The sequence below is a fragment of the Aliivibrio sp. 1S175 genome, from assembly GCF_001690985.1.
In the GTDB taxonomy this organism is placed as follows: Bacteria; Pseudomonadota; Gammaproteobacteria; order Enterobacterales; family Vibrionaceae; genus Aliivibrio.
The window spans coordinates 100837-120007 of record NZ_MAJS01000011.1 but is presented as its reverse complement, the minus strand read 5'-3'; the positions used below and the strand labels follow the sequence as shown (position 1 = coordinate 120007).

Below are 19171 nucleotides of genomic sequence, written 5' to 3'. Positions count from 1 at the left end.
TTTTATGTCTTATATTGATTTCCCTTATAAATCAGAGTGTGAAATTAATGACAAGATAATCAATAAGATAAAATAATAATTACAAATTCTTACCAAAAAATTGAGTAAATACTGATTGTATTCAGGCAGTAACAACGTTAGGAAAACTAGGAAAACCCCATGAAATCAACAATGATAATCGTAAGTCATGTCGTGAATGATGCCATCATCCACGGCTTCGTACCCGTAGCAAAAGCGATGGGCCTTCACGTCGTTTTGATCACCGATCATAAGCTCAGCCATTTAAAATTGGCCAGTGAAGATAACCAATTCAACCCTGATACCGTTCTGGAATGTGATGTATTCAATCCGCTTGAACTCATAGAGATCATTACCGAAAATGGTCTGAAACCAGATGCCATTTTTAGCAACAGCGACCACCTGCAAACCTCCACGGCTATCTGTGGTCAATTTTTTGATGTACCCGCAAAAGATTGGACCGTCACATTAAAAGCGAAGAACAAACATTTAACCCGCCAAGTATTAAGCGAAAAATCTCTGCCCAACACTCAGAGTGCGCTGTTACATCGAGATACCGTGCTTGAACTTGAATTGACCTTCCCTGTCGTAGCTAAACCTAAAGAAGGTGTCGCTAGCATAGATGTTCAGCGCTGCAACAATAAAGCTGAACTAGACAACTATTGCGATGCGTTTTGGCAAAAACACTCCACGACCCCGATCTTAATAGAAGAATTTCTACAAGGACCTCTTATTACGGTAGAAACCTTGGGCGATGGCGAGCAACTGATTGCTCTAGGTGGATTCGATGTAGAGCTTTCGGCTCCTCCTTATTTCATAGAGACTGCGGCTAGTTGGAATGGACCCAATAGCATTCAATATCGTGATGAGTGTGTGAATCAGCTTCAAACATTTGGCGTTGGTTTTGGCATTTGCCATAGCGAATTCATCATTACTGAATTGGGTCCAGTATTAGTCGAAATTAACTATCGCAGTATTGGCGATGGGCGAGAGTTCTTACTCGATAACCTCAGCAGTGGAAATTGGTTCTCCACCATCTTAAATCTTCATCTTGGTAATAAAATTGATCGGGCATTCCACATAAATGGTAGTGCACATATACATTACGTGGTGGCAGAACAAGACGGAATTATTGAAGGTACATCAACCTCTTTCACTCACCAAGAGGGCGATATCGTCACTCAGCAGCAAGTGCTTAAACAGGCGGGAGATACTTTCCGACAAAGCTTCTCCAACAAAGATTACTTAGCAAGAATTTCAATCGTGTCTCCTTCTGAGCAATCCTTAGAATTTACACGCCAACAAGCAATATCTAGCTTTAATCTCACATCAGTCAGCGAGGTGACAGCATGAACGACAACGCTTTATACCTAACTCAACGCTTAATCGACACTTGCCTACGTGAAGACCTCTTTGAATTAGTGTCTCGAAGTAGATTTAACACTGAGATCCCAAGTAAGCTCAATATCTCTTCCTATCCTCGCGCGCAAATATGGCTCAATTTTACGGGTTTGAATTTTACACTCTACTTACCCGTCACTCCGAGTTATTACATGCAAAGATGGGTATACGGACAACCAGATGGTTCTGGCGGTAATGGTTGGTTTATCGAGAGAAATGACCGTGTTGAGCAGCAACAGGATTACCATGATTGGATTGAATTACTAAAAGAAAGTGCTGACAAAAGCTCTCACTCGTTGCTAGATAGCTACTTACAAGAACTCGAATGCGCAGAGAAACACAAAGGTATGTGTGATGAAGCCTTCTCTCTACATTCTCAATCACTCATGCAGCCTATCTCGCGTCTGGATCGTTGGGAACAAAAGCTCTTACGTGCTGATCAAATTGCGTCCTACCTCGATCACCCTTACTACCCAACAGCTCGCGCTAAGTTTGGTTTGAGCGATCAAGACCTCAAAGAGTACGCACCAGAGTTTGCACAAAGCTTTACTCTTCGTTGGCTTGCGATTGAAAAGTCACTCGTTACTTTGACCTGCCCACAACCGGAATGCTGGCCGACAATGGAACAAGTGGGAATTCCAGAAGATTTTTCTCTGAGCCATGAACTATTCCCTGCGCATCCACTAACGCTGCAAAGTCTCTCCTCTTTACCAGAAGGTGTCATTGAAGCACCTCTGGCGTACCTTGATGTCACTCCGACCCTATCCGTACGTACCGTAGTCGTAAAACAAGCACCACATATCCACATCAAAGTGCCATTGATCATGCGCTCATTGGGTACCAAAAACATCCGATTAATCAAGCCATCCACGCTCTATGATGGTCACTGGTTTGAACGCTTGCTAACACACTTAGAACAAAATGATAAAGATTTACACGGCTCGTTTTTTCATTGCAATGAGAAGCACGGCGGCCACGTTGGAGACGATAAAACCTTCGCTTACATCGTACGTGAATATCCACTGAGCCACTTCCAAGACAAAGCGTTGGTGCCAGTTGCTGCTCTTGCCAGTCCAATGCCTGATGGCCGTTTATTCTTAGAGCATCTTTCCGATCAGTATTATCAACACGACACACTGGCTTGGTTTAAGGATTATGTTGACCTGTTGTGCAAAGTACACCTCACGTTGTGGATCCGCTACGGCATCGCCTTGGAATCGAATCAACAAAACGCCATCATCGCCTTTGATAAACAAGGTAAGATGACCTTAGCTATGAAAGATAATGATGCCGCACGTATTTGGCCAGATCGTTTCCAAGCGTTTGAGCAGCACTCTCCTGTAAAGTGCGACCAACTACTAGATCATCGCATCATAGTAGACAACGAACTGGCTCTTGGTCAGATGTTTACCACTATTACTTTGCAATTAGACATAGCTGCAATTGTGGAGGCAATGGCTGAGAAAGGAATTACATCTTCGGCTTCGCTATATGCAACGGTCGCAAACAGTCTTTCACAACAACTTTACCAGTTAGGTAACCAAGAGCACGACATCACACTCGCACACAAGATGTTATTTGACTCCCCAAACCTGTACGCCAAGTATTTATTAAGTTCGGGCAGCTTATTATCAAAAGAAGCATCTGGCGCAAGCGATATCAATAAATTTTATGGTTTGTCGGCACCAAATTTCTTGCTGCTTACCAGTGAAGAAGCACAACACGCTTATCTTGAAACCATCAAGCAGAGCGTGAGTTAATTCATCATGACCAAACTCATCTATTGCGTGCTGCTCTGCCACTTTATTGCGGCGTTTGCAGCCTTGGGAATGCCTCTGTTTTTACCGATGGTTTTACCGACACTTGACGCGAATATTGATACCGATTGGGCGGGGATATTATTTATTCTACCAACCTTTTGCACTGCTGTGGCGGCTCGTTTTTGGGGACAATTTGCTGATAAATATGGCAGACGTCGCTCTTTATTGCGTGCTCAACTCGGACTTGCAACAGGTTTCGCACTGTGTGGTTTAGCAGATAACCTAACGATGTTTGTGTTTGGTCTTGTCGTTCAAGGAACCTTTGGTGGCACCATGGCTGCCTCAAATAGCTATTTATCTAGCCAAATTCAAGATGTAAAAACACTGGGTAAGTCACTAAATAAGACTCAGCTTTCTGCCCGTTTAGCGTTAATCATTGCACCGATTGGGTTAGGTTGGAGTTTATCAGAAACCAACCCACTTAACGCCTATCTTTGGCTCTCCGCTTTGCCTTTATTGGCACTAGCGATCACCTTAACACTGCCAGCCGATCACCTTGCAAAAAGAAAAACTAAAAAAGACCAATCATCTAATGAAGAGCAATGCACTCAAGTTCAACCATTAAGTGCCCTTTATTGGGTATTCGGTGCACAATTTAGTTTTGCTTTTGCCATGGTAGTCACGTTCCCTTATTTCTCACCTTATGTGCAGCAATACGGCGTGACAAATCAAGCATGGATTGGTTTTTTATACGCTCTACCACATGGTATCTACTTGATCTTTGCTTGGAAAGTTCATCTGTTCTCAGAATTGATTAATCGACACCATCCACAGTGTATTTTGTGGCTAGGGTTTATCTTGCTGTCATTCAGCGCGGCAATGCATCTGATTTCTTATCAAGAAATGTTGATTGTTGCTCGCATTGTCTTTGGCCTTGGCATGGTCTGCTGCTATCACGGCTTACACCAAGCTTTAGCAAACCAAATTGATCGACGACAAAGCGGAAAAGTGTTTTCACGCTTTGATGCCATGTCTAAATGGGGCGGAGTTGGAGCAGGGTTAAGTGCATCTTTCGTCTCAAGTTTAGGTTGGCTTGAGGTTCCTTTCTTACTTTCTACGTTGGTCAGTGGCGGTACCGTTATTGCACTGATCATCCATTCTAAATTTGGACATAAAAATGTTATTCACTCAATTACTTCCGACTGAACATTCAGCTAAAAACACAGAACTTTTAAGCCGTAAAAAAATGCTTTTCAATCGTGAAAAAGCCCAAATCAATACTATTATGGGTGTGGTTAACTGCTATTTACGTGAATACGCGATACCGAAAAATCAAGTCGATTGGCACTTTAGCTCAGCCTCTCTGCCTCAGACTCTGAAAAAAAACTATTGTGCTCATCAACGTGTAGCTATTCACTTACCTCACCAAAACCAATCTCAGAAGAATGGTTTGTTGGTTTTACCCGTTGAGTACATCAGCAAACTGGGAAAAGTAAAACTCAGTGATACACCTTGGGCTAAAATGCCCGGCACAACTTGGTGCAAGCTGGATGCAACGCAAACTCTGACACTTCTACTCAATTATCTAAAACAAGTGTTAGTGATTCCATTCAATCACGAGTTAGTCGAACAAATGGAAAACAGTTTGTTGATCACCGAACAGTTTCTCAACTTAGGCAATACCTCTCAGTATCACAATGCGTTTATCGCATCAGAACAATCATTGCTGTGGGGGCATACTTTTCATCCCACGCCAAAGAGTCGCTCAGGCATCAGTATCGATGATTTACTCTCTTGCTCCCCTGAGGTTGGAGCTAAAGTTCCTCTGTATTGGTTTGAAGTCGATACCGCGCTGCTCGATGTCTTGAGCTCAGACAATCGAACTTCACCACAAAAAATGCTGGAGAAACTCGCACCAGAAAAGAGTCATTCTGCGGCAACCATGCTTTACCCCTGCCACCCTTGGGAAAATTACACCCTTTTACAAAATCCTGCGGTCAAACGAGCTATCGAACAAGGGAGAATTACTCCTCTGGGTTTAGGTGGTGAAAAGCTCTTACCCACCTCATCGGTACGCACTCTTTATCACCCTGATATGGATTGGTTCGCTAAATTTTCTATCAACGTACGTTTGACTAACTGTGTACGTAAAAATGCATGGTATGAACTCGATAGTGCGGTTCAATTAACCTCGATTCTTCATCCAATAAAAGAAAGCGAACAGCTACACAACCCTGTATTTAAAGTAATGACAGAACCTTACGCCACCACATTAAATCTAGAGTCTATCGCGGAGCAACAACATAGCGATATCATAAAAGCTCGTGAATCATTTGGTATTTTATATAGAGAAAACTTCACCTTGGGTGAAACTGATATCTTGCAACCGACTTTAGCCGGATCCCTCTTTGCCTACGACAAAGACGGAAACAGTTGCATCGCTACTCAACTCAAACATAAGGCAAAATCAACACAAAACCAGTATGAAAGTTTGGCAACATTGTGGTTCGAGCGCTATTTACATTGTTTGATCCCGGGTATATTTAACTACTACTTTAAGCATGGTGTGGCGTTTGAACCTCATTTACAAAATACGTTGATTGGTTTTGAAAAAGATATGCCATGCTGTGTATGGATTCGAGACTTAGAAGGCACCAAATTACTGCCAGAGTTTTGGTCGCCAGAGACTCTACATCAACTATCTGATTGTGCTCGTCAATCTGTTTACTACAGCCGTGAACAAGGCTGGAATCGTATCGGTTACTGCACTTTCATTAACAACATTAGTGAAGCTATTTTCTTTATCGCAGAGGGGAATTCAGTACTTGAAGAGGCATTATGGGAAGCATTAAAAGACGCCATTACTCGCTGGCAGTCAATCAATGGTAAACAACCCGAATTGATTGCATTACTCAATGGTGGCTACTTCCCAAGTAAAAATAACTTCACAACACGTTTGATGAAAAATGCCGATAAAGAATCTGGCTACACTCTAGTTTCGGTGCCCTGGACAACAAAAAAGCAAGGAGGTTCTCATGCCTAATTCTCGCCTGCTCCCTACACATATTCAGCAAGAAGTTCAGCGACTGGCAGAACAACAAATGCAACCACTGTGTGCTTATCTGTATGACCTTAACGCATTAGAACTGCATATCAAACAGATGCGCCATGTCTTACCGAAAAACGTTGAGCTGTTTTATGCCGCGAAAGCGAACCCTTCTGCGCCAATATTACGAACTCTAGCTCCTTATGTGGATGGTTTTGAAGCGGCGTCAGGTGGAGAGCTTACTCACCTACACCAACAACAACTCAACCAACCACTAATTTTTGGTGGTCCGGGAAAAATGCCAAGTGAATTAAAACAAGCGATAGAACTCAATGTTGATGCAATTCATGTAGAAAGCCTCACAGAGTTACAACGCATTGGTATACTGACGAAGGAGTTAAATCGCCCTGCCTCGATCTTCCTACGTATGAATATCGACATTGGTGATATCACACTTAGTAAATTAGCCATGGGCGGAAAACCGACCCCGTTTGGTTTAGATGAGAATGAGTTAAACAATGCGCTGATATACTTACGTGATTTCCCCTTAATAAAGCTAAAAGGTTTCCACTTCCATTTGATGTCACACCAACTTGACGTCAAACGCCACCTCGCCTTAATGCAACGTTATTTCCAAGTGGTGAACTCTTGGAAAAATACATTTTCACTCGATGAACTGACAATTAATCTCGGCGGGGGAATGGGGATCAATTATCAAGATCCTAAACAGCATTTTCCATGGATGGAGTTTTGTGACAAATTGGAATTGTTGATTGCCAAAGAACAACTACAAGATTGGACACTGCGTTTTGAGTGTGGACGCTACATCTCTGCATCTTGTGGCTACTACGTAATGGAAGTGCTAGATATTAAACAAAATCTTGGCGAGAATTTTGTGATCGCACGCGGCGGTACTCATCACTTTCGCACGCCCGCAGCACAAAACCATGATCACCCTTTTTCGATTGTGGAAAGTAACCTGCAACCCGAAATTTCACATTCGATAAGTCATACTACGGCTACGCTGGTTGGTCAGCTATGTACACCAAAAGATGTCCTAGCACGAAATCAATATATTGAGCATATCGACATCGGTGATTATGTGATCTTTTCTCTAGCAGGAGCTTACGCCTGGAATATTTCACACCAAAACTTTTTAATGCACGAGCCTCCTGTGTTCCATTTTATTGAACGCTCCTCTATGCTCCATGATTTTTAACATCGAAAAATCCACTGGAACTGAGTTAAAGACAACTTAAATGAAAAAGGCGTTAATAAACTCAAGTCAATTAACGCCTTATATAAAATGAATATTGCATAACGATCTAATTATACATGATAGATCAAAAAGAACTTATTGAGGTAGATATTCCAATGGAACATCTTTAGCATACAGCTATTAGTTGTAACTAGATAATCTTAAGTATGAAAATGGCGATATTGAACCTATTCTTTCTGCAATCTCCCTAGCCAGAAATCAAAATGCATTGATTGTTATTGAAGGCGTTGAAACCGCCAAACAATATGAAGATATGAAATTACTCGGTATTGATTATTTTCAAGGCTTTTTATTGGGTAAACCTTTGCCATTACAACAACAAAATCACCAAGCTGCGTAACTTCCCTTTACTCTTTTGACTTTGCCGTTAAAATAGCGTTTTTGATTTTTAAAGGATTCACGCTATGTCCATCCAATGGTTCCCTGGTCACATGCATAAAGCTCAAAAAGAGATCGCTGAAGTGATCCCTAAAATGGATGTGATCATCGAAGTACTTGATGCTCGTATCCCTTTCAGTAGTGAGAATCCAATGATCGCCTCTCTACGTCAAGACAAGCCTTGTATTAAAGTTTTGAACAAGCGTGATTTAGCCGATCCTGAAGCGACTCAACTTTGGATTGAACACCTTGAGAAAGAGCAAGGCGTCACAGCAATGGCAGTGACAACCAGCAACCCCGATGAAATCCATAAGATTATGGAAAGATGTCGTAAATTGGTTCCGCACCGTGAAGCCATGGGAAAAAACGTTCGTACCATGATTATGGGTATTCCCAATGTTGGCAAATCAACCATCATTAATACGTTAGCAGGACGTATGATTGCGGTAACCGGTAACCAACCAGCAGTAACTCGTCGTCAGCAACGTATTAATTTGCAAAATGGGGTTGTTCTTTCTGATACTCCTGGCATTTTATGGCCTAAAGTTGAAAATCCACACAGTGGTTTCCGTCTTGCTGCGACTGGTGCTGTAAAAGATACAGCAATGGATTACGATGAAGTCGCTTTCTATACTGTTGAGTACTTAGCAAAACAATATCCAGAGCGTTTAAAAGAACGCTACAACTTGGATGAATTACCAGATAATGATTTAGAACTAATGGAAGCGATTGGTCGTAGCCGTGGTTGTTTACAAACTGGTGGGCGAATTAATATCTATAAAGCGTCTGAAATTCTTCTTCATGAACTTCGTTCGGGCACATTAGGTCAATTAACTCTGGAACTTCCAGAAATGATCCCAGCAGAACTTGAAGCTGTTGAAATTGCAGCTGCGCTTAAAGTTGAGCAACAAATTAAGAAAAAAGAAGAACGTCGTAAGCGTTACTTAAAAAACAAACGTTAATTCTTTTTTAACTCATAAATAAAAAGAGAGGCTACCCTAAGTTAGTCTCTCTTTTTTTGCTCACTTACCTATTACTCTTCAATAAGTAAACTCAATAGCACTTCTTCTAATTGATCCCAAGGTAATAACTGAGTATCGATTACCTCTAATTTTGATTCCATTCCATCAATACTCAATAAATTGACTGAAACGACACCATTAGCGACATTAAATGCATAAAACCCTTTGTTAGTATTAATTACAGCTTTAACACGTTCAGCAGTAAGTGCCGATAACATTGAAAACAATTCATCAAAATCAAATACAGATTCAGCCCCAAAGAACCAACCACAACTGACATAACCCTGCCCTTTATTTTCTTTACGACAGAATTTTTGTCCCGGCTCTAACACCATTTCAACAATTTCTTGCTCTGCATGGTGGTGGTGATGCTCTTCAATCGTTATTTCAACTGTACGATTTTCATCTAGCCAATGTAAAGGCAGCTCACCATGATTAATAGTGGTGAATTTAGGCTGGTGTGGTAATGATTTTGCCCATGAAGAGAATAAACATTCATCATACTCTGACGCAATATCCATCTTAGTCGCAACAACCACATCAGAGATACTTAACTGGTCATTAAAATTCTGATTGCTTGTGTATTTTTCGTTGGACAGATTACGGGGATCAACAAGACCAATGGTTGATTTCAAATCAATGTATTTTTCGTAATGCTCAGATTGAATAATCGCTATGATTTTCTTGGGATGACCTAACCCTGTAGGTTCAATAATCAAACGGTCTGGCTTTTGACGTAATAATGCATTAATACCAACAGACATCGGTAAACCGGCAGTACAACACATGCAACCACCCGGAACCTCTTTTACCATCGCTCCGCTTTCTGTTAGAAAAGCACCATCGATACCGACTTCACCAAATTCATTCACTAAAACAGCCCAAGACTCACCTTCTGGCTTATTTTTTAATAGTTGTAAAATAGTGGTCGTCTTCCCGACACCAAGAAAACCCGTGATGATATTGGTTGGTATTTTTTTCATAACAATGCTCGCAATTAATAAAAACCTTTTGATGATACCTCTACTGCGTCTCATCACGCTAATTATTTAGGTAAACTTATTGATAATGTATAAAATAAATTACATAAATCTGGCTTTTGAGTTATGTTAAAACCATATAGAAATACTCTGTTATTTCTCGCCAAACCCACTTTAACAATAATTTAAACAATATAATAATTAAAGGCTTAATGTATGTTTAACTTCTTTGAGCGGATAACTACCGCTTTCCCTGAACAAGAACCAGAACAACCACCAAAAGGGTTGTATGCTTTTTGTCGCCATTACACCAAAGGGTTCGGAGTTCCTTTAATCGGCATGTCAGCACTTAGTGCTATCATCGCCATGGTTGAAGTCTCTCTTTTTGGGTTTATGGGACAATTAGTTGATTGGTTATCCACTCATGACAGAGAGACCTTTTTAGCACAGGAAGGACAAACCTTAATGTGGTTGGGTATTCTTGTTGTTATTGGAATGCCAATTTTAATCTTGATCCATTCATTAATTACACACCAAACGTTATTGGGTAATTATCCAATGGCTATTCGCTGGCAAGCGCATCGATACCTTTTAAAACAAAGTGTTTCTTTTTATTCAGATGATTTTGCTGGTCGTATTGCAACAAAAGTCATGCAAACTTCATTAGCGGTCCGTGAAACCGTAATGAAGCTACTTGATGTCCTTATCTATATCTCAGTTTATTTTACCTCCATGATTGTGATGGTCGGAAAAGCAGATTGGCGTCTTATGTTGCCTATGCTTGTTTGGCTTGCGGCATACATTGCGATTCAGTTTTACTTTGTTCCTAGAATGAAAGCCGTTTCAGAGAAGCAGGCCGATGCTCGTTCTACAATGACAGGACGCATTGTTGACAGTTACACCAACATCAATACGATCAAATTGTTTAGCCATAGTAAGCGTGAAACTGAATACGCAAAAGAAGGCATGGACGATTTTTTAGTGACGGTTCATAAACAAATGCGCTTAGCAACTGGCATTAATATCTCTGTAGAGATCATTAACTACTTATTGGTTTTCTCAATTACTGCAGTTTCTATCATGCTGTGGATTGATAATGAGCTATCTGTTGGTGCTATTGCGATTGCGATCAGTTTAGCGTTACGTATCAATGGTATGTCTCATTGGATCATGTGGGAAATAAGTTCTCTATTTGAAAATCTAGGTACGGTGACAGATGGAATGAATACTTTATCCAAACCAATTACCATTAATGATAAACCCGATGCCACAGAGCTTTCTGTTAAACATGGAAATATTCAATTTAAGAATGTTAACTTCCATTATGGCGAGAACAAGGGAATTATCAATAATCTAAATCTTGATATAAAACCAGGAGAAAAAATAGGTCTAGTGGGACGTTCTGGTGCTGGTAAATCAACATTAGTAAACTTGTTGCTTCGTTTCCATGATATTGAATCAGGATCTATTTCTATTGATGGTCATGATCTTAGAGATGTAACTCAAGATTCATTACGCAGCCAAATAGGCATGGTAAGTCAAGACACCTCCCTATTACACCGTTCAATCAGAGAAAATATCAAATACGGTCGACCTGACGCAAGTGATGAAGCGTTATTTATGGCAACCAAACAAGCTCAAGCTCACGAGTTTATCGAAACATTAACCGACTCAAATGGTAAAAAAGGCTACGATGCACAAGTCGGTGAGCGTGGAGTAAAACTGTCCGGTGGTCAGCGTCAACGTATTGCTATATCTCGAGTTCTACTCAAAGATGCTCCGTTATTAATTTTAGATGAAGCAACCTCAGCCTTAGATTCCGAAGTTGAAGCGGCAATTCAAGATAGCCTTGATGAGCTAATGGAAGGAAAAACCGTTATCGCCATTGCTCACAGACTATCAACTATTGCGGCAATGGACAGACTATTGGTGATGGATCAAGGTAAAGTCGTAGAACAAGGCACACATAAAGAGTTAGTTCAATTGGGCGGTATCTATGCTCAACTATGGAACCATCAAACCGGCGGTTTTATTAGTGATTAAGTCATAACTTTATAAATGAAGACACAATCTGATTTTTCTTTTTGTGTTTTCATTTTATAAGTATTACTTTTGCGAAAATGATTGATAAGATTCTGATTTATTGTAGATAATTCTTATTTTATCCACTACATTATGTGTATATATTCTCAAAAGGCTTGAAACATTGCGCGGATTACATTCTCTTCTTATTATATTGTTATTACCCCTCGTAATAGAGAAGGCTGTTGCTCGTAAGCTCACGCCAGAAAGACAAGTAGAGCAGGCGTTTGCCACCTCCCTCGTTTTATCTGATAGCAACATGATTACCTTCGGGATCGCGGATTTTAATCCAAATAACTACTTAGAAAAGGATAACGACAGTATTGGCAGCTCTAACTCTGTTGAACTTCGTAATCAATTAACTGTATATGCTCTTCCTTACACATTTGAATTAACCGATGATCCTGACTCATTGTGGTCTCATGATATAACAGTGCGTGCGTCTTACGTTAACACTGATGTTGATGTTGAAGTTGGAGACAAAGCCTCTCCAGATTCAGATGTAGATGAAATATTCGGTTTATACGCCGAATACGCTCAAAGCTATGAATTTTATAAAGATTGGACAATTTCATTTGGTAATGCGCTTCACCTAATGCACTACAAAAATACCCATACGTATAACTCTAGTTTTAGCCAGTCTTTTTCTCCTTACCTTGATGGAACCTATTACAATTTAACAAGTAACACCTTCATTATTGAACCTAAACTAACATTTGAATATAAAAAAGAAAATGACTGGGGTGAATGGCGTTTTAACAACAGCTATCATTACGCTTATGGTCAAGGTTTTGGAGGCTCTGCTGATTTTAGTTCAGACGTCAACCCAGAGGTATGGCGCTTTGTAAACAGCTTACAATTAAGATACAACATGGCTCATTGGAATCGCTTTGCTCAGGTTCTATACTTAAAAGCAAAACGAGTAGATCTTGGTGGTGATGTCAATGATACTCTTGGTACTGACTACTATTATGAATTCAATATTGCATGGTTAATCGATACGAGAAAATGGATATCACTGGTTGATAATGTAGGCATTGGATTCACTTTTAACGTAGGCAGTGCCTTACGTGGGGGAAGTATTGTTCTTTTTTACGATGAATAGTCACCAATTACCCTAGATTAATCTATATCAGCAACGCCAGATCTATATATTTTACTTTACCGCAACCCAATAGCATTGATAAAAGTGCTACTATCAGTCCCTGAAATTAGACAATATCATTTGGAATAATGCATTAAAATACATTTATTCTTCATTTTCTTTCGATAACGCCGTTTATGTTACGAAATTAAAAGATTGATATTTCAACTTAGGAGTTCTATGACAAACACTCTATCTATTGGCGCACTTGAATCATTCTTAATTGCCATCGCAGTTCTTTTTCTCGGACACTTGGTCAATTCAAAAGTTGTGCTATTTAAAAAATACAATATCCCAGAGCCAATTGTTGGCGGGTTAATCGTCGCGTTTGCTATCACTGCCCTCCATTTTAAAGGGGTTAACTTACAGTTCTCACTGCCTTTACAAAGTACATTCATGCTAATGTTCTTTAGTACAGTCGGTTTGGCTGCCAACTATAAGCAATTAATCAAGGGGGGAACGAAAGTATTCATTTTCCTTGCCGTTGCTTCTGTTTATATCATTATCCAAAACGGAATTGGGGTAAGTTTAGCAAGTATGATGGGACTAGACCCTCTCATGGGATTAATTGCAGGTTCAATTACCCTATCAGGCGGTCATGGAACAGGTGCTGCTTGGTCTCAAACATTTGCTGAGACTTATCATTTAAACACACTTGAGCTAGCAATGGCCTCGGCGACCTTTGGTCTAATTATGGGTGGTTTAATTGGAAGTCCAATTGCACAAAAACTGATCCATAAACACAAACTAGAATCAGAATATGGTACTGGTGTTGATACACATAGCCGTTTCCCTGAACTTGTCACTTACAATGAGCGTGAGGAAGATAAGATTACAGCTAAGAAAGTAATCGAAACACTCTTTGTTCTTTTGCTTTGTGTCGTTGGTGCTGGCTATCTTGGTGATTTCGTTGCAACGTTTGATATTTCATGGTTAAAAATACCTGATTTTGTCTATGCGTTATTCATTGGCGTATTTATTACGAATATTACAGAAATAACCAAAGCTCATAAGATTGATACCGAAACGGTTGATATTTTAGGTACGGTTTCTCTTGCTTTATTTTTAGCAATGGCTCTAATGAGTTTAAAATTATGGAATATCTTTGATTTAGCTATCCCATTACTCGTTATTCTTTCGGTTCAAACCGTCGTACTCGCACTATTTTCGTACTTTGTTACTTTTAGAGTGATGGGGTCAAATTATGATGCTGCTGTAATTGCAGGTGGTCATTGTGGTTTTGGTTTAGGCGCGACACCAACGGCAGTGATGAATATGGGGTCACTTGTATCTCGTTTTGGCCCATCACCACAAGCATTTATGGTGGTTCCAATTGTAGGTGCATTCTTCATTGATATAGTGAATTTAATCATCCTACAAACCTACATTAGCTTTATTGGGTAGTGGTTAAGGAACAAAGTATTCAGATAATGTTATCATCGTATAAACGTTGATTTTTATACTTGAACAAAACAGAAAGGGCCTATGCGAACGCATTCGCCCTTTTTTTGATATATTAAACCTCTAATCTCATGAGCTATATTTTAATACACCGCAACATCCATCAAAAATAGTACCTTAAATAAGGCAGTTAACATCCCTCACCTTTTACCCCACCTACCATCTTCAATTGGTGACTATAATTCGATGAAATAGTTTTATGCCTATCATTCGATACTCACATAAAAAACCTTTCTCTTAACTTACTTTTGACTGCACATAAAAAATCCCCACCAACAGAGTTGACGGGGATTTTTTCGCTAATCAATTAATACGAATATTAAAGGTGTTTACTGATCTCTACACAACTTTCTTTAGCATCACCGAAAAGCATCTCAGTGTTTTCTTTAAAGAATAGTGGGTTTTGAACACCAGCATAACCTGTATTCATAGAGCGTTTAAATACGATTACGTTTTTCGCATTCCACACTTCAAGAACTGGCATTCCTGCGATTGGACTGTTTGGATCTTCCATCGCTGCTGGGTTAACTGTATCGTTCGCACCAATAACAAGAACCGTATCTGTCTCAGATAAGTCATCATTGATCTCATCCATTTCAAGAACGATATCGTAAGGCACTTTTGCTTCTGCAAGTAATACGTTCATGTGTCCAGGTAAACGACCTGCAACTGGGTGAATACCAAAACGGACATTAATACCTTGCGCACGAAGTTTTTCTGTAATTTCATGAACTGGATATTGAGCTTGAGCAACAGCCATGCCGTACCCTGGTGTGATAACTACTGACTTAGAGTTTTTAAGCATTTCTGCAACTTCTTCAGCCGTTGTTTCGCGGTGTTCACCTTGCTCTTCATCACCAGATGATGCAACAACATCTTGACCGAAGCCACCAGCGATAACACTGATAAAAGAACGGTTCATTGCTTTACACATGATGTAAGACAGAATCGCACCTGAAGAACCAACTAACGCACCAGTAACAATCAGAAGATCGTTTGATAGCATGAAACCTGCTGCTGCTGCTGCCCAACCAGAGTATGAGTTAAGCATAGATACAACCACTGGCATATCTGCGCCACCGATTGAAGCAACCAAGTGGTAACCAAATGCAAAGGCAATTAGAGTCACTAAGATAATTGCAAACATGCTGCCTTCAACACTAACGAAGTAGTAAAGAAGTGCGGCAGAAGCAATTAATGCGATTAGGTTTAATTTATGACGATGTGGTAACTGAAGTGCCGACGAGCTGATCACGCCGCGTAATTTACCAAATGCAACCAAAGAACCTGTAAATGTTACTGCACCGATGAAGATACCTAAGAACACTTCAACTAAATGAATATTTAGTAGTGCGCCAGTTAATTCACCGTGATCAATATAGCTATTGTAACCAACAAGCACCGCAGCCATACCAACAAAGCTGTGAAGAATTGCCACTAATTCTGGCATTTCAGTCATTTCAACTTTCTTAGCATAGTAAAGACCGATAGCGCCACCCATTGCCATCGCAACGAGGATCCAACCTGTACCCGCCGAATCAGGACCAAAAATAGTCGCGATTAAAGCAATAGCCATACCAGTAATACCGTAGTAGTTACCGTTACGTGCGGTTTCTTGTTTAGACAGACCTGCTAAACTCATGATAAATAGAACGGCAGATACAATATAGGCTGCTTGAACTAATCCTGCTGACATTATTCTACCCCTTACTTATCTTTACGGAACATTTCAAGCATACGCTTGGTCACAGCAAATCCGCCGAATATGTTAATACTCGCGATTAAAACTGCAATAAATGCTAAAAATGAAACAACACCATTACCCTGACCTACTTGCAGTAATGCACCTACAATGATGATTCCAGAGATGGCATTCGTTACGGACATTAGCGGTGTATGTAGTGAATGGCTTACATTCCATACCACATAATAACCAACCACACATGCTAAAATGAATACGGTAAAGTGAGCTAAGAATGCAGCAGGAGCAACTGAAGCTACCCAACCAAATGCAGCAATACCAGCACCAATCATTCCGAATTTTTTAATTGGTGACATTGGTTCTTTAACTTTCGGAGCTACCTTCGCTTTTGGTGCTGCCTTAGCTTGAGGTTGAGCTGAAACTTGAATTGGTGGCGCAGGCCATGTTACTTCGCCTTCTTTAACAACAGTTACACCACGAAGAACAACGTCTTCAAAATCGATATTGATGTTACCGTCTTTTTCTTTACATAGAAGTTTAAGAAGGTTAACTAAGTTTGTACCGTAAAGTTGCGATGATTGCGTTGGTAGACGACCAACCATATCAGTGTAACCTACAATTTTTACGCCATTTTCAGTTGTGATCACTTGGTCTTTTACTGTGTACTCACAGTTACCACCATTAGCGGCTGCCAAGTCAACAATCACACTGCCCGCTTGCATACTATCAACCATTGCTTTGGTAATTAGCTTTGGTGCAGGACGACCTGGGATAAGAGCGGTTGTAATAATGATATCAACATCTTTAGCTTGAGCAGCATATAGTTCTTCTGCTTTTTTGTTGAACTCATCAGACATTTCTTTTGCGTAGCCATCACCTGAACCAGAGTTTTCTTTGAAATCAACTTCAAGAAACTCTGCACCCATCGATTGCACTTGTTCTTTTACTTCAGGACGAACATCAAAGGCACGAACGATAGCGCCAAGACTACCAGCGGCACCAATAGCAGCAAGACCAGCAACACCCGCACCAGCGACAAGAACTTTTGCCGGTGGAACTTTACCAGCAGCCGTAATCTGACCTGTGAAGAATCGACCAAATTCATGCGCCGCTTCTACAACTGCACGGTAACCTGCAATGTTAGCCATTGAACTTAACGCATCCAATGCTTGTGCACGAGAAATACGAGGAACTGAATCCATCGCTAAAACATTAATGTTCTTTGTTGCTAATTTAGCAAGCAGATCTTCATTTTGAGCTGGCCAAATAAAGCTAATTAAACTTGCGCCATCTTGAAGTAATTCAAACTCATCAACGTTTGTTGCTTCGTTGATTTGAGGTGCGTTTACTTTAAGAATAATTTCTGATTTCCAAACATCATCAACAGAGACAATCGTTGCGCCTGCTTTTTCAAATGCTGAGTTATCAAAACTTGCTAAAATACCAGCGTTTGATTCTACAGCAACTGTAAAACCAAGCTTTAATAGCTGCTCAACTGTCTTAGGAGTGGCAGCAACACGGGTCTCACCCGCGAATACTTCTCTAGGTACACCAATTTGCATAGTTATTCCTTGGCTATTGGCATGAATTTATACTCTCGTTTTATCGGACATAGAGTATAAATTCAAGTGTTTTGTAATAAAATGACATAATTTCATTACATTAAATTTAATATCTGCTTATTCTCACCTCTATTAGGTAAAAAAACAACATTTTGATGACAAAGCAGAGGTCGAACCACTTTTTGTTACTGATTGATTTTGAAGAATAAGTATAGAGCAAAAAACAAACAACACTCTAATCTATATCAATTCTATTACGTTTATTTAAAGATTGAATCGCCCATCTGGTCAATTAACATTTTTGCTTTACGAAGCATTAATTCATCAGCGTCATTCTTTGAGGAAATCACATCTGAACGAATAAAACGATGCTCTTTTAGCTCACCATTAATCTCTTTTGTTACTTTGCCAGCAATACGAAACTGAGAACCATCAGCTTCTGAATTAGGATAAATAAGGTAGGTTTTGTATTCGATTGCTTCGATGACAGGTTCTTTCTTAGATGAAGAACCAAATAGACGTGAAAAAAGCCCCATTTCATTTTCCTTTTTGAAATAAGGCTTATTATACCCCAACCATAAGTGATTTAAATAACAACTATTTCATTATAAGTTAGGTGATATTGATACCAATGACGCTCAGTATTTAATCGTTATTCTTTTTCGTCAAACATTTCACTGATTGGGGTAATACGAATTTCAATACGGCGATTTTTTTTACGTCCATCAGCACTCATGTTCGTTGCAATTGGTTCCGCTTCACCAAAACCATAAGTATTAATTCGATTTGAATCAACACCCTCTTTAGTCAATAAATCTAGAACAGAATCAGCGCGTTTATTCGACAGTGAAATATTAAACTTTTTACTGCCTTGACTATCAGTATGACCAGCAATAAAGACTTCAGATTCAGGCTTATCTTTTAATAACTTAGCTAAATTTGATAAGACATTTTTGCTTTCTTCTTTTATGGTAATACTGCCAGAATCAAAACTTTTATCTCCATTCAGAAGAAGGACGATCTCGTTATTCGTTCGAGCAATACTTCCCATATCACTTGTGATGAATTGGTTTAACTCCTCATTGTGATAATCAACAAAGCTTTCAATTGTCGGTGTTTCTTTAATGGCCGCTATTTCATCTTCGGATGTGCTTTGACAGCCAACTAAAAAGCTTGCCGCAATAATCAATCCCAGTATTTGTTTTTTCATTATATAAATCCCTAGTCCAACTATGGGATAATCTAACAAACTTCGATTACAGTTTCCTGCTCAGTAAAAATGAAATCGAGACACTTCAATTTGATCTGAAATTGTGTTGTTACTCAGTATCATAAT

The 19171-nt window shown here is 39.8% G+C and carries 15 protein-coding genes; 10 read left to right on the top strand and 5 right to left on the bottom strand.

Features of this window, described 5'->3' with window-relative positions:
- Positions 1–159 precede the first annotated feature (159 nt).
- From A6E06_RS05790 to ylqF, 7 genes are all read left to right on the top strand, one after another.
- On the top strand, positions 160–1371 hold the full coding sequence (locus A6E06_RS05790; RefSeq protein ID WP_065593126.1) for an acetyl-CoA carboxylase biotin carboxylase subunit family protein: 1212 nt from the start codon (positions 160–162) through the stop codon (positions 1369–1371).
- A complete protein-coding gene (locus tag A6E06_RS05785) occupies positions 1368–3179 on the top strand; it encodes an IucA/IucC family protein (protein WP_065593127.1) in 1812 nt (603 codons plus the stop codon). Before A6E06_RS05790 ends, A6E06_RS05785 begins: the two co-directional genes overlap by 4 nt.
- 6 nt (positions 3180–3185) lie before the next feature.
- Entirely contained in the window at positions 3186–4385 is a 1200-nt protein-coding gene (locus tag A6E06_RS05780; protein WP_065593128.1) for an MFS transporter, read from the top strand.
- Positions 4357–6222: an IucA/IucC family siderophore biosynthesis protein gene (locus A6E06_RS05775; protein ID WP_065593129.1), complete on the top strand. Its 1866-nt coding sequence runs from the start codon at positions 4357–4359 to the stop codon at positions 6220–6222. Before A6E06_RS05780 ends, A6E06_RS05775 begins: the two co-directional genes overlap by 29 nt.
- Complete coding sequence (locus tag A6E06_RS05770) at positions 6215–7444, top strand: type III PLP-dependent enzyme (protein ID WP_065593130.1); 1230 nt, start codon at positions 6215–6217, stop codon at positions 7442–7444. Before A6E06_RS05775 ends, A6E06_RS05770 begins: the two co-directional genes overlap by 8 nt.
- A gap of 220 nt (positions 7445–7664) precedes the next feature.
- Positions 7665–7844 (top strand): EAL domain-containing protein, encoded by a 180-nt coding sequence (locus tag A6E06_RS19535; RefSeq protein WP_083190284.1) that lies wholly within the window; start codon positions 7665–7667, stop codon positions 7842–7844.
- A gap of 64 nt (positions 7845–7908) precedes the next feature.
- Positions 7909–8844: a ribosome biogenesis GTPase YlqF gene (ylqF, locus tag A6E06_RS05765; RefSeq protein WP_065593131.1), complete on the top strand. Its 936-nt coding sequence runs from the start codon at positions 7909–7911 to the stop codon at positions 8842–8844.
- 71 nt (positions 8845–8915) lie between these two features.
- Here the strand turns inward: ylqF and A6E06_RS05760 are convergent, their stop codons facing one another.
- Complete coding sequence (locus A6E06_RS05760) at positions 8916–9887, bottom strand: GTP-binding protein (protein ID WP_065593132.1); 972 nt, start codon at positions 9885–9887, stop codon at positions 8916–8918.
- 213 nt (positions 9888–10100) lie between these two features.
- Here A6E06_RS05760 and A6E06_RS05755 point away from each other — a divergent pair, with 213 nt between their 5' ends.
- The 3 genes from A6E06_RS05755 to gltS all read left to right on the top strand — a co-directional run bounded on the left by A6E06_RS05755 (position 10101) and on the right by gltS (position 14514).
- A complete protein-coding gene (locus A6E06_RS05755; RefSeq protein ID WP_065593133.1) occupies positions 10101–11927 on the top strand; it encodes an ABC transporter ATP-binding protein in 1827 nt (608 codons plus the stop codon).
- A gap of 163 nt (positions 11928–12090) precedes the next feature.
- Positions 12091–13071: a Solitary outer membrane autotransporter beta-barrel domain gene (locus A6E06_RS05750; protein WP_065593134.1), complete on the top strand. Its 981-nt coding sequence runs from the start codon at positions 12091–12093 to the stop codon at positions 13069–13071.
- A gap of 219 nt (positions 13072–13290) precedes the next feature.
- Positions 13291–14514, top strand: a complete 1224-nt coding sequence (gene gltS / locus A6E06_RS05745; protein WP_065593135.1) for a sodium/glutamate symporter — start codon at positions 13291–13293, stop codon at positions 14512–14514.
- 376 nt (positions 14515–14890) lie between these two features.
- On the opposite strand, the gene pntB is transcribed toward gltS, so the two are convergent.
- From pntB to A6E06_RS05725, 4 genes are all read right to left on the bottom strand, one after another.
- A complete protein-coding gene (pntB, locus tag A6E06_RS05740) occupies positions 14891–16267 on the bottom strand; it encodes a Re/Si-specific NAD(P)(+) transhydrogenase subunit beta (RefSeq protein ID WP_065593136.1) in 1377 nt (458 codons plus the stop codon).
- A gap of 11 nt (positions 16268–16278) precedes the next feature.
- The gene (gene pntA / locus A6E06_RS05735) at positions 16279–17835 is read right to left on the bottom strand and encodes a Re/Si-specific NAD(P)(+) transhydrogenase subunit alpha (RefSeq protein ID WP_065593137.1); all 1557 of its coding nucleotides are present in this window, start codon (positions 17833–17835) and stop codon (positions 16279–16281) included.
- Between the two features lie 260 nt (positions 17836–18095).
- Positions 18096–18371 (bottom strand): HlyU family transcriptional regulator, encoded by a 276-nt coding sequence (locus A6E06_RS05730; protein ID WP_065593138.1) that lies wholly within the window; start codon positions 18369–18371, stop codon positions 18096–18098.
- Between the two features lie 116 nt (positions 18372–18487).
- Entirely contained in the window at positions 18488–19045 is a 558-nt protein-coding gene (locus A6E06_RS05725) for an OmpA family protein (protein WP_065593139.1), read from the bottom strand.
- Positions 19046–19171 lie beyond the last annotated feature (126 nt).